At 45.5% G+C, this 12,041-nt stretch carries 12 protein-coding genes; 6 read left to right on the top strand and 6 right to left on the bottom strand.

The genetic code is table 11. From position 1 onward, the window contains the following. Nucleotides 1-13: 13 nt before the first annotated feature. Complete coding sequence (locus CGB83_RS00420; RefSeq protein WP_100073989.1) at nt 14-466, bottom strand: Lrp/AsnC family transcriptional regulator; 453 nt, start codon at nt 464-466, stop codon at nt 14-16. A 109-nt stretch (nt 467-575) separates the two neighbouring features. Between CGB83_RS00420 and CGB83_RS00415 the strand changes: the two genes are divergently transcribed. From CGB83_RS00415 to CGB83_RS00400, 4 genes are all read left to right on the top strand, one after another. Further along, nucleotides 576-1,028, top strand: a complete 453-nt coding sequence (locus tag CGB83_RS00415; RefSeq protein WP_100073988.1) for a carboxymuconolactone decarboxylase family protein — start codon at nt 576-578, stop codon at nt 1,026-1,028. Nucleotides 1,029-1,044: 16 nt separating this feature from the next. Beyond that, on the top strand, nt 1,045-1,200 hold the full coding sequence (locus tag CGB83_RS00410) for a hypothetical protein (RefSeq protein ID WP_157761259.1): 156 nt from the start codon (nt 1,045-1,047) through the stop codon (nt 1,198-1,200). 116 nt (nt 1,201-1,316) lie between these two features. Continuing rightward, entirely contained in the window at nt 1,317-2,561 is a 1,245-nt protein-coding gene (locus CGB83_RS00405; RefSeq protein WP_100073986.1) for an MFS transporter, read from the top strand. Between the two features lie 6 nt (nt 2,562-2,567). Next, nucleotides 2,568-3,815 (top strand): arsenic transporter, encoded by a 1,248-nt coding sequence (locus CGB83_RS00400; protein WP_100073985.1) that lies wholly within the window; start codon nt 2,568-2,570, stop codon nt 3,813-3,815. A gap of 205 nt (nt 3,816-4,020) precedes the next feature. On the opposite strand, the gene CGB83_RS00395 is transcribed toward CGB83_RS00400, so the two are convergent. Both CGB83_RS00395 and CGB83_RS00390 read right to left on the bottom strand, forming a co-directional pair. Continuing rightward, nucleotides 4,021-4,407 carry a response regulator gene (locus tag CGB83_RS00395; RefSeq protein WP_100073984.1) on the bottom strand — a complete coding sequence of 129 codons (387 nt, stop codon included), beginning with the start codon at nt 4,405-4,407 and terminating at the stop codon, nt 4,021-4,023. A 2-nt stretch (nt 4,408-4,409) separates the two neighbouring features. Beyond that, complete coding sequence (locus CGB83_RS00390) at nt 4,410-5,951, bottom strand: PAS domain-containing sensor histidine kinase (protein WP_172954668.1); 1,542 nt, start codon at nt 5,949-5,951, stop codon at nt 4,410-4,412. Nucleotides 5,952-6,267: 316 nt separating this feature from the next. Between CGB83_RS00390 and CGB83_RS00380 the strand changes: the two genes are divergently transcribed. Next, nucleotides 6,268-6,948, top strand: coding sequence for a DUF421 domain-containing protein (locus CGB83_RS00380; RefSeq protein WP_100073982.1), 681 nt, complete (start codon nt 6,268-6,270; stop codon nt 6,946-6,948). 56 nt (nt 6,949-7,004) lie between these two features. After that, nucleotides 7,005-8,138: a cysteine desulfurase family protein gene (locus CGB83_RS00375; RefSeq protein ID WP_100073981.1), complete on the top strand. Its 1,134-nt coding sequence runs from the start codon at nt 7,005-7,007 to the stop codon at nt 8,136-8,138. A gap of 41 nt (nt 8,139-8,179) precedes the next feature. On the opposite strand, the gene CGB83_RS00370 is transcribed toward CGB83_RS00375, so the two are convergent. Genes CGB83_RS00370 through CGB83_RS00360 form a run of 3 tightly spaced genes read right to left on the bottom strand, consistent with a single transcriptional unit; the run spans nt 8,180 to nt 11,937 of the window. Next, nucleotides 8,180-10,417: a xanthine dehydrogenase family protein molybdopterin-binding subunit gene (locus tag CGB83_RS00370; RefSeq protein WP_100073980.1), complete on the bottom strand. Its 2,238-nt coding sequence runs from the start codon at nt 10,415-10,417 to the stop codon at nt 8,180-8,182. Nucleotides 10,418-10,441: 24 nt separating this feature from the next. Beyond that, nucleotides 10,442-11,461, bottom strand: a complete 1,020-nt coding sequence (locus tag CGB83_RS00365; RefSeq protein ID WP_100073979.1) for an FAD binding domain-containing protein — start codon at nt 11,459-11,461, stop codon at nt 10,442-10,444. Continuing rightward, nucleotides 11,458-11,937 carry a (2Fe-2S)-binding protein gene (locus CGB83_RS00360; RefSeq protein WP_100073978.1) on the bottom strand — a complete coding sequence of 160 codons (480 nt, stop codon included), beginning with the start codon at nt 11,935-11,937 and terminating at the stop codon, nt 11,458-11,460. The genes CGB83_RS00365 and CGB83_RS00360 overlap by 4 nt, the downstream gene beginning before the upstream one ends. Nucleotides 11,938-12,041: the final 104 nt, after the last annotated feature.

Raw genomic sequence — 12,041 nt, 5'->3', positions numbered from 1 at the left:
TAGCGATAGGTTCTTATTTTTTATGCTGTGTAAAAAAGTTAGGCATATCAACCTCTGAAAGACGAATTGCTGTAGAAGGAATTCCATACCGGATCAGCCTGTCGATAAGGTTTTCCAGATGGCTGTTATCCTTCAGAGCGGCTTCTGCAACCAGGCATGCCTCTCCGGTGATTCTTTTACAGCTGGTAAGTTCCGGAAACTGGTGCAGCTGATTCAGAAATATTTTAAAATCATCATTTCTGAATTTAAGATGGATGATGACAGGCAGTGAGTAGCCAAGCAGGCTGTAATCTACCTCGATCCCGAATTTTTTAATCACTCCCCTGTCAACCAGCGCCAGAACGCGTTCTTTAGCCGCAGATTGCGAAAGTCCGATCAGCCGGCCTATTTCTGCATAGCTCAGCCTTGAATTTTCACTCAGTAACTCCAGAATATTATAATCGTAATGGTCTAAAATGATTTTCATTGTAATACTATTTAAAAAAGGCGAATTTAATCCAAATTGCCAATCAATACAATTAAAACCGTTTTACAGCAGAATTCTTTTATCCGAATTTTGCCGAAAATAAATAACAATGACAAGAATAGAATTTTCAGACAACGGTGATACAGCATTTGAAAAATTACTGGGATATAATGAACACATCCTGGACCAATGGAACAGGCTTGAAGAAACATTCTGGAAAAATACTTCACTTGATCCCGCACTATTGGAGCAGGTACGCCGCGCAATGGCCTTTGAAAACGGATGCGAATACTGTATGGTTAAAGGAGGAAAGCCTGATTTTGATCCTGCGCGGATTAAGATTTCAATAGCCTCAGGATTCGCAGAACTGTTCTGTAAGGATCATCGTGCTATAGGGCAGGCTCATTTTGATACGCTGAAAGAATATTTCAGCCTACGGGAAATTTCAGAGCTCTGTACGTTTATAGCATTTATCAATGCCTCACAGAAACTGGGCAGGACTTTTAACCTGACGGAAGACTATCAGCTACATGCTGTAACCAACATGGATGAACTTATGTAAAAGTACTGAAATACCTATGCTACCAGACTTTCAAAAGACGATGCCGAAAATAGTATTTTTCGGCATTGTTTTTGAACCGAGCCAATCCGGAAGGAGTGATGAGGAGAAGCAGATGATGAAAGATGTAAAAGCGAAAATGCATACAGGCCTTGATGATTACCTAGGGAAATAGCTTACATGACTGATGATCGGCTAACTGATTTATAATGGTACAAATATAAACGCACCATCACTTCCTCCTTTGCGGACCATACGCATTATGCAGCACAAAATACTGATTATACATTTATGAAAACAGCTTCTCCAAATGCACCGCGTGTTCTGTGGGCATTGCAGGCCTTGAATTTCTTTATGGCCGATATGCAGGCCGGAATCGGGCCCTTCCTCGGCATTTTCCTCCTGGCCAATGGCTGGAAAAGCGGCCCCATCGGCACTGTAATGACAATCGGTGGTGTCGCCGGGATGCTAATGACCGCACCGGCAGGAGCTGCAATTGATGCGACCACCCACAAAAGGCGTTACGTTATTATTCCCGGGATCTGTACCGTTCTTGCCTCTGCTCTGATCCTGATCTCACAGAATTTCTGGCTGGTGACCCTTTCCCAGGTGGCTACCGCCATTGCAGGAGCAGCCATAGGACCTGCCGTAGTGGGCATTACATTAGGAATTGTCAGGCAAAAAGGATTCAACCGGCAAAACGGGTACAACCAGGCATTTAATCATGCAGGCAACGTAGTGGGAGCAGGCTTATCCGGCTATCTGGGGATGAAGTTCGGCATGCCGGCCATTTTTGCCCTTTCGGCATTGTTTGGAATATTATCAATGATCAGTATCCTGATGATCCCTGCCAAAAGCATTGACGATAAAGCTGCAAGAGGCCTTAAAGAGGATGATTCCGATGATAAAAAAGCCAGCGGGCTGAAAGTCCTGCTCAACTGTAAGCCTCTGCTGATCCTTGCTGCGGCCCTTGCCTGCTTCCATCTTGGAAACGGTGCCTTATTACCGCTTTACGGAATGGCTGCCGCTGAAAAGATGCAGGATAACGCTTCTATGTTTGTAGCCCTTACCGTTATCATTGCACAGCTGGTCATGATTGTAGCCTCTATTGTGGCGATGAAAATGGCAGAAAGCAAAGGGTACTGGCTTGTTATGCTTATTTCGTTTATTGCTTTGCCGCTCAGAGGCTTTATCGCCTCCCATATGATCAGCCATGCAGGGCTCTATCCGGTACAGATTCTGGACGGTATCGGTGCGGGACTTCAAAGTGTTGCAGTACCCGGCCTTGTTGCCCATATCCTAAACGGAACAGGAAGGATTAATGTGGGACAGGGAGCCGTCATGACGGTTCAGGGACTGGGTGCATCACTGAGCCCGGCGATTGGCGGATGGATTGCTCAAAAAATCGATTACAGTTCGGCCTTTCTTATCCTGGGCGGTTTCGCCCTGGTTTCTATTGCACTCTGGCTCTTTTATTCAAAAACCATGATCAGGGAATGCAGCCATACTACTGAAGAACAACTTATCAAAGAATAACATCCAATGGATTCTACTGTTTTTATCTGCATCATTGCCGCATTGGCAACAGCAGGCGTCATCATCAGGCCGTTCAGGCTTCCGGAAGCAGTCTGGGCCGTAAGCGGAGCTCTATTCATGCTGCTGTTCGGCTTGATTTCATGGTCTGATGCATGGACCGGAGTCATGAAAGGAACGGATGTTTATCTTTTTCTGATTGGGATGATGATGCTTGCAGAAGCTGCACGTCAGGAGGGGCTTTTCGACTGGCTGGCTTCCCATGCGACGAAGGTTTCAGGAGGTTCTGCGGTTAAGCTTTTCATTCTGATCTATATTGTTGGGCTGGTCGTGACTACTTTCATGTCCAATGATGCCACGGCAGTGGTGCTTACTCCGGCAGTTGCGGCGGCTATGCACAGCGCCAAAGTGAAACAACCTCTTCCCTATCTCCTGATCTGCGCTTTTATTGCCAATGCCGCTTCTTTTATCCTGCCGATTTCCAACCCGGCCAATCTTGTGATTTACGGAAGCCATATGCCTACCCTGGCGACATGGCTCAGTACTTATCTTCTGCCTTCCTTTTTTGCTGTGACCATAACGTTTCTGATGCTCCTGCTGACACAACGTAAATACCTTCGTGAACCTATCGCTACCGATATCAGCATTAAGCCTTTGCAGAAAGGCGGGCGTATTGCAATGGCCGGGATTATCCTTACCAGTATTATCCTGATCACGGCATCAGCACTGAACTGGGAACTCGGGCTGCCAACAGCGATTGCGGGAGTTGGTACCGCACTGATTGTAGCGATTGGGGCAAGGCAAAATCCATTACGGCTGGTCCGCCATATTTCCTGGGCAGTGCTCCCGCTGGTTGCCGGACTGTTTGTGCTGGTGGAAGCACTGAACAGCACAGGTCTGATCAGCTCTCTAAGCCATGTTTTAGCTGATCATGCCCATAGATCGCCTGATACTACAGCCTGGGTGAGCGGCTCCGCACTTGCATTCGGCAGTAACCTGATCAATAACCTGCCCGCAGGACTTATTGCCGGCAGCACAGCCTCCGCAGGACATCTTCCTGCTATTGTAAGAAGCTGCATCCTTATTGGGGTAGACCTTGGGCCTAATCTTTCTGTTACAGGATCTTTAGCGACCATTCTATGGCTTACCGAGCTGAGGAGGCACGGGCATTCCATCAGCGCCTGGCAGTTCCTTAAAATAGGCTCGCTGGTGATGATTCCTGCACTGATTGCTGCTTTTGCAGCATTGTGGATATGATTTCAGGAGACATGCTTCCTGTTGATCTGTATTTAAATGCGAAAGCATAGACTTTCATCACAGGCAGATAGCAAAAACCTGGATTCAGACAGATTCAAAAAATATCCTGCTTTATTCTGTAAAGCAGGATTATATATTTTGATCTTCATGTGACGCTCATTCATTTCTGTATATCTATCAGGGCACATTAATTTCAAGAATCGATTTATACACTCATACTTCCTTTTTTATTCTTCAATAAATCTTCAATAGTATCAATCAGTTCATCCATATCGAAAGGTTTGGAGAGGAATGCATCTGCTCCGGCTTCCATTGCTATGTCGTCTCCGTCCCTGCTGGCAGAAAGGATGATCACCGGCAGATGGCTGATATTCTGATCCGCACGGATCGCTCTTACCACCTGGTCACCGGATAATACAGGCATCCAGAGATCCAAAAGGATCAGATCAGGCTCATTTTTTTTAATTTCAGAAATAAGGTTGGTACTGTTGATCTCCGTAAAAGCAGTGTAGCCGCTGGAATCAAGCATCATTTCAATAACGTCCAGCACTCCCTGGTCATCATCGCAAACCATAATTTTTTTAGCCTCCATATTTATTTTTTGCTTATCGGTAATGTAAAACTGAATGTTGAACCTTCTCCCACTTCACTTTCCACCCACAGGGTCCCATCGTGGTTGGCAATGATTTCGTGACTGATATAGAGTCCTATCCCCATTCCCGGAAATTTCTTCTGGATATCCCCTGCCCGGTAAAAGCGCTCAAAAATTCTTGGTTTGTCCTGTGCACTGATGCCCATGCCGAAGTCCCTGATTGAAACTTTAACAAAGTTGCTGATCCTGGCTATGTGGATTTCTATTTTCTTAGATCCGGGAGAATATTTAATAGCATTGGAAACGAGGTTATTAACCACCTGGGAAATCTGGGATTCATCACCGCTGATAATGGCTCCCGACTTACCTGAAACACTGATTTCATAACCAGGAACAGTCAGCGCAATGTTATCTACCGTATCCTTAACTAAATGATCAATATCAAACGGCTCGATATGCAGTTCAATGTTTCCGGATTGTATCCTGGAGGTATCCAGCAGTTCAGAGATGAGGTTGTTAAGCCGGTCTACATAGACAGACACTTTCGTTAAAGTCGCCTTGTATTTTTCTGTGATCCCGCCATCCTGCATTCGCTGCAGAAGCTGTACCAGGCCTTTGATAGTGGTAAGCGGCGTTTTAAGTTCATGACTCGCAATGGATAGGAAGTCATCTTTACGCCGCTCTATTTCGCGCCGGTCCGTAATATCCTCTATCGCCAGTAATATCCTGTCTTTATACTGTCCGTCATGCTCAATCCGGTAAGCATTAAGCAGCATGAGCTTTTTGCCAATATGCGGGAAATTATGCTCTACTTCAAAATCAATAACCGGGTTGTTGGTGGGGAGTATTTTAACGAGGAGTTCTTTCAGCAGATCGATATCCCACTGATGGTTTCCAAGTTCATACAGTACCTTGCCTACGGTTTCTTCCGCTGACACCTTAAAGGTCTTCAGGAAATGGCCGTTTGCACTCAGGACCGTGAAATCCGGATCAAGGACGAGTAAACTTTCCCTTACGGTCTGGATGATGCTGGACAGGAACACCTGGTTTTCCCTCAGTTCCTTAGTTCTTTCCTGAATTTTTTGTTCAACCGACGCTTTCTCTTCAATAAGGTCATGTTCAGCTTTTTTGCGTGCCGTAACATCATTCTGAACGCCTATAAAATGGGTAATTTCTCCCTCACTGTTCTTTACGGGAGAAAGATACAGCTCATTCCAGAACAAATCCCCGTTTTTCTTGTAGTTACGCATCTCAACCTTGCAGTCCAGTCCCTGTTCTATACAATCGCTCAACAATTTGCGTTCCGGCTGGGCCCTGTCCTGCGCCTGTAGGAAACGGCAGTTATGCCCGATGATTTCATTCCTTGAATAACCGGTAATGGTTTCGAAAGCACGGTTACAGTATACGATGGGATTGTCCGGCTGTTTATTATCCGTAATGATAATTCCGGAATTAGCTGAATTGAGAGCCTGGATATACAGATCCAGATTCCTGTCTCCCTGCCCCCCCGAAAATTCATGGAAATTGGTTTGTGAAGTATTCAATATGGTCAATTTTTACTGTGTTTATACCAAATCCGGCATTCAGTTTTATGATCCGGATCAGGAAAATCATCATGTTGTAACCAAAAACTATGCCTCAAACCAGGTCCTATTCAAAAAACATTACAGGAGAATCGTCCGGTCTGTTGCAGGGTCATTACAAGCCCGATTTCGGACTTCTATCCGGACAGCTCATAACCCTGTTTTCCCTGTATTGCGCAGTAAATTCTGAAAAAGCTGCCGGCATATATATTGTAATGTAAAGAAGCATTGCATCAAGTCAGAATTCAAAGTTCTGTACTTTAAAAAACAAGAAAATATGAAATGGGATGATGTTTTCATCGGTGACCTGAATTTCGATTTTGCCATTGAAATTATAGTACGGACCTTAATCATGTTCAGTATAGTTTTAATCGTGCTGCGGCTGTCTGGCAAGAAAGGCGTGCGGCAGCTCTCTTTATTTGAGGTGGCCATCATCATCGGTCTAGGTTCCGCAGCCGGCGATCCTATGTTCAATAAAGAAACCTCCATCCTCCAGGCTGTTGTTGTTTTTGTAACCATTATCCTTCTGTACCGGGTGATTACTTTTTTTGCTGGCAAAAGCGAATTCTTTGAAAGCATTGTTGAGGGGGATCCGATTTACGTTATTGAAAACGGGGAATTCTTACTGAAGGAAAGCGGTGACCATACTTTCGCCAAAGATGAGTTTTTCTCAGAGATGCGCCAGCAGAGCATTGCCCATGTAGGACAGGTAAAGACCGCGATCTTAGAAACCACCGGGAACATCAGTTTTTATTATTACCATGATGAAGAGGTAGGCTACGGCCTTCCTGTACAGCCTAAACTATATGCTAAAAAACTAACGGTTATTGATGAACCGGATGTATACGCATGCTCCTATTGCGCCAGACCCTCCCAACTGGAACGTGGTAAAAACCGCTGTCCCAGATGCAAGCGCCATGAATGGGTACTTGCCATTGATGACAAAAGGCTGAACTGACGTTACTTCCTATTGCATGAGACATTAATATATTCTAATCACCAAAAAAACCACCATTGAGCCCGGAAAAAATTTATCTTGATAATAATGCTACCACCCGAATGGATGACCGTGTGCTGCAGGCCATCATTCCTTTTTTCACAATGTATTATGAAAATGCAGGCAGCAGTCACCTGTCAGGAATAACTGTGCAGGAGCATGTTGAAGAAGCTGTATGGAATATAGCTGAGCTTACCGGCGGGAAACCTGAGGAATATATTTTTACCTCCGGAGCTACCGAAGCTATTAATCTGACTATTTCAGGCCTTGATCATTCAAAAAGGAAGCATATTGTGACCGTATCCACCGAGCACAAAGCTGTTCTCGACACCTGCCGGAACCTTGAAAGTAATGGCTATACCTTAAGCATGGTCAACGTTGAGGAAAGCGGACTCGTCAATCCCGAGATCCTGAGGGAGGCCGTTACTGATGAAACTTTAGTGGTCTGTGTGATGCTGGTTAACAATGAAACCGGGATCATTCAGGATATACAGCAAATCAGTTCAATAGCCCATGAAAAAGGCGCATTCCTTTTATGTGATGCTACGCAGGCAGTAGGTAAAATACCTGTGGATGTATCTGCTCTGGGGATCGATCTGATGCCGTTTTCAGCCCATAAGTTTTATGGCCCGAAAGGTTCCGGAGCGCTGTATGTCTCCAGGGATGCAAAGATCAAATTACATCCGCAGATCCTGGGGGGCGGGCAGCAGAAAAACAGGCGGAGCGGAACACTGAATGTGCCCGGAATTATCGGATTGGGAAAGGCCTGTGAAATTGCTAAGCTTGAAATGGAGGCTGATGCAGCCAGAATCAGTGAGCTTCGGGATATGCTTGAAAAAGAACTGCTCAGCATAGACGGAGCTTTTATCAACGGATCTCATGAACACAGGCTATATACAACTTCTAATATTTGCTTTCCCGGTGTAAATGCGGAACAAATGATTATGAGGCTGCAACACATTTCGGTTTCCAACGGCTCCGCATGCTCGTCCATCACCAGCCGCCCGTCCCATGTCCTGAAGGCGATGGGCCTGAATGACGAAGAGGCACTGAGTTCTATACGGTTCAGTTTGGGGAAATTCAATACAGCATCCGATATCCGGCAGGCATCTGTAAAAGTCAGGGAACTGATTGAAAAATTACGGGCATAAAAAATCCTGCTGTAAAAGCAGGATTCTGTCAGATATCTTATTTAAAGTAATTTATCAAAATGTATGGGAAGGTCATAAATCCTTTTTCCCGTAGCATGATAAATCGCATTGGTTACCGCAGGCGGCATGCCTACTCCACCGATTTCCCCTACTCCCTTTACACCGAGATCATTAACAAACTGATCATTTTCTTCAACGAAAAGCACCTGCAGATCATGCACATCCGCATGAACCGGAATATGATATTCAGCAAGGTTCTGGTTCATGTATTTTCCAAGCCGGTCATCCAGGATGGTTTCCTCGTGCAGGGCTTTGCTGAGTCCCCAGATCATGCCTCCCAATACCTGGCTTTCCGCCGTTTTAGGATTGATGATTCTTCCTGCCGCTACGGCAGTCAGGGCTCTTTTTACTTCAATCATTCCCAGTTCCTCATCCACCTCTACTTCCACAAAAACAGCACTATGGACAGCTCTTGCCTTCTTTCCATACGTAAGCGGATTGGGCATTGCCGTACTTTTAACTTTAATCGGTTCATGATTATTTGCTGCCAGAACATCTTTAATGCTGATCCTTTTTGCATGGTCACTCCTTAACAGGATGAATCCGTCTTTGAAATCGACATCTTTCAGCTTGGCATCTTTTAATACTGAATCGTCCATTGCCCTCGCTTTTTTGAACAGCTTCTTATTCAGTGCCTGACAGGCTTCCTGAACGGCAGGCCCAACCGTAGCGGTAGTAAACGAGCCTCCTTGTATCGGTGCAAATGGCATTTTGCTATCGGCATACGAAAAGGTGACGGCCTCTATAGGAAGACCGAGCTCATCTGCTGCAATCTGGGTCATCACCGTCAGCGTACCGGTTCCGATATCGGTAACGGCATTTTTTATTTCTACGGTTCCGTCTGGTTTCAGGATCGCTTCCGCGCGGCCCAGCATCCGGTTGGCATCCCACATTCCGGTAGCCATTCCGTATCCGACGAGTTTATGGCCTCTCTTCATACTTCTCGGTTCAGGATTCCTCTGGCTCCATCCGAACTGCTCCGCACCCTTCAGGTAACATTCCCGTAATTGCTTGCTTGAATATTCCTTATCGCTGCTTTTATCAATTTCTGAATAATTGATAAGCCTAAGTTCTACAGGATCGATGTTCAGCTGATAAGCAATCTCATCCATCGTTACTTCAATAGCATGCATTCCTGTGCTGCCGCCGGGTGCTCTCATATCCAGAGGTGTATAGACGTCGAGCGGAACCAGCTGATGCTCCAGCAACGTATTTTCCGCAGGATACAGCATATTGGCCCAGTTAACTACAATTTCCACATAATCTTCAAACCTGGAAGTTTCTCCGGTGGCTTTATGGTAAATGGCATTAACCTTTCCGTCTTTGTCGGCTCCGAAACGGGTATGCTGTAAAGTCGGCGGCCTGTGCCCGATCATGTACATCTGTTTCCTGTCAAGGGTCACACGCACATTCTTTTCAAGGTCCAATGATGCCATCACCGCCATGAACAGCTGATGCTGAGGACGTAATCCTGAACCGAACCCTCCTCCGACAAATGGGGAAATAACCTGCACATTTTTCATTTTAAGACCGAAAACATTCGCCACATACATCTGGGAATTGATCGTTCCCTGAGTCTTGTCATAGATTTTCAGCTTACCTTTTCCTTCGTAAATAACAGTACTGGCATACATCTCCATGGGATTATGATGTTCGGTACCGTGACTGAACATACTGTCAGTTTTTATGAATGAATCCTGATATGCCTTATCAAAATCGCCGGTGGGCGATGGCGGCGGTGGTTTCAGCAGTGAGGCCATGCCTTTTTTAGGATCTTTAGATTTTTCCAGGTTGGCTTCCAGATCGGTTTCAAAAGTTTCCTCTTCATATTCTATCCCCAGTTTCGTCGCTGCATAGCGGGCCATTTCAAAAGTTTCGGCTACTACCAGGGCAATGGGCTGTCCGTTATAACGGACAATATTATCTTTCAGAGGTTTAAAAACAGTTCCGGGAGGCGCATCCATATCCGCATACTGAAAATCGAACCACGCGGTTGAAGGACGGTTATCATGAGTAAACACTTTGATGACCCCATCCATTTTTTCGACTTCAGAGGTATGTATTGATTTTATTTTTCCTTTCGTAACGGTACTGTTGACAACATATCCGTACAACAGTTCCGGAGCATCATATTCACCGGCATATTTGGCTGTACCCGTCACTTTCAGCCGCCCTTCAAGACGGCTTACCGGAGTTCCTATCGATGGTGCTTTTTCCATATTCTTGTCATTTAGATTAAATAGTTATAAAGATGGTTTGGCACCGGGTCTCTGGGATTCCGGATGTAAAGCCATTGCAGCATTACGGATAATCGCCTTTTTAGCCAGACCTATTTTGAATTCATTGTGTTTAAACCCGCTCGCTCCCTGCAGAATAATATCAGCAGCCTGTGCAAAGTTTTCTTCTGACGGTGCTTTACCTGTCAGGAACTGTTCAGCCTCTTTCACCCTCCATGGCTTATGCGATACTCCTCCAAGGGCTATCCTAACTTCTTTGATAAGATCATTTTCAAGGGTAAATGCTGTTGCGACGGAAACCAGAGCAAAAGAATATGAACTCCTGTCCCTTAGTTTCAGGTAAGAATAATGCTCTGAAAAAGTTTCAGCAGGCAGCGTAATTCCTGTAATGATCTCTCCCTGTTTCAGATTGTTGTCAATTTCGGGTGTATCTCCCGGCAACCTGTGGAAATCCGCAAACTGGATTTCCCGGTCTCCTTCCGGACCGGAAATATGTACTATAGCGTCCAGTGCAGCCAGTGCTACACACATATCCGACGGAAAAACGGCGATACAATTTTCACTATGTCCTAAAACAGCATGGATCCGGTTGTAACCTTCTTTGGCTGAACATCCGGAACCCGGCACGCGTTTATTGCATGGGGTGACAGGATCATAAAAATAGTAACAACGGGTTTTTTGCAGGAGGTTCCCTCCGTTGGTAGCCATATTCCTGATCTGTGCGGAAGCACCAGCCAGGATGGCTTTGGATAAAAGCGGATATCTCTGTTCTATAACGGGATGATAAGCTGTATCCGCATTGGTCATCAATGCTCCCAGGCGCACTCCGCCTTCAGGATGTTCTGTAAGACCATTAAGTCCTTCAATTCTGTTGATATCTACAACAGTCTCTGCCTCTGTCACAAAATATTTCAGGAGGTCAAGAATATTGGTTCCTCCCGCAACGATTTTATTTCCGGCATTGTTATTCGTTAAGTCAACAGCCTGCCCGATGTCACCGGCTTTGGTATATGAGAAATTGTTCATGCGTAGTTCTGTTTTACGTCCATAATTGCATTGATAATTCCCCTGCTGGCACCGCAGCGGCAGAGATTTCCACTCATCAGTTCCTGAACGTCTTCCCTGGTCTCGGCTCTGCCTTCGTTCAGCATACCTACGGCGCTGCAAATCTGTCCCGGCGTGCAGTATCCGCACTGGAATGCATCATGGTCTATAAATGCCTGCTGTACAGGATGTAGATTATCTCCGTCGGCAATACCTTCTATGGTTGTGATTTCTGCGCCGTCTCTCATAACAGCGAGATTGAGGCAGCTCAGGACGCGCTTTCCGTCTACCAGAACCGTGCAGGCCCCACACTGGCCATGATCACAGCCTTTCTTCGTTCCGGTCAGGTGTATCCTTTCCCGGAGGGCATCAAGAAGCGATACCCAGGGCAAAACTTCAAGGCGGTAATCCTGTCCGTTTACCTTAAGTACAATAGATTGTTTTTCGTTATGGGTCATAGCGTTGTTATTTGGTGTTCCTGTTACGATACAAAAAAAGAACCGTTATGATGGAAAAAAAATACTGAGAAGGACGGCTTAAACAAAAAAACACCCCGTCTACC

This window comes from Chryseobacterium camelliae (assembly GCF_002770595.1).
Classification (GTDB): Bacteria; Bacteroidota; Bacteroidia; order Flavobacteriales; family Weeksellaceae; genus Chryseobacterium; species Chryseobacterium camelliae.
The sequence above is the reverse complement of the archived record's forward strand: the minus strand, read 5'-3'. Positions and strand labels throughout refer to the sequence as shown.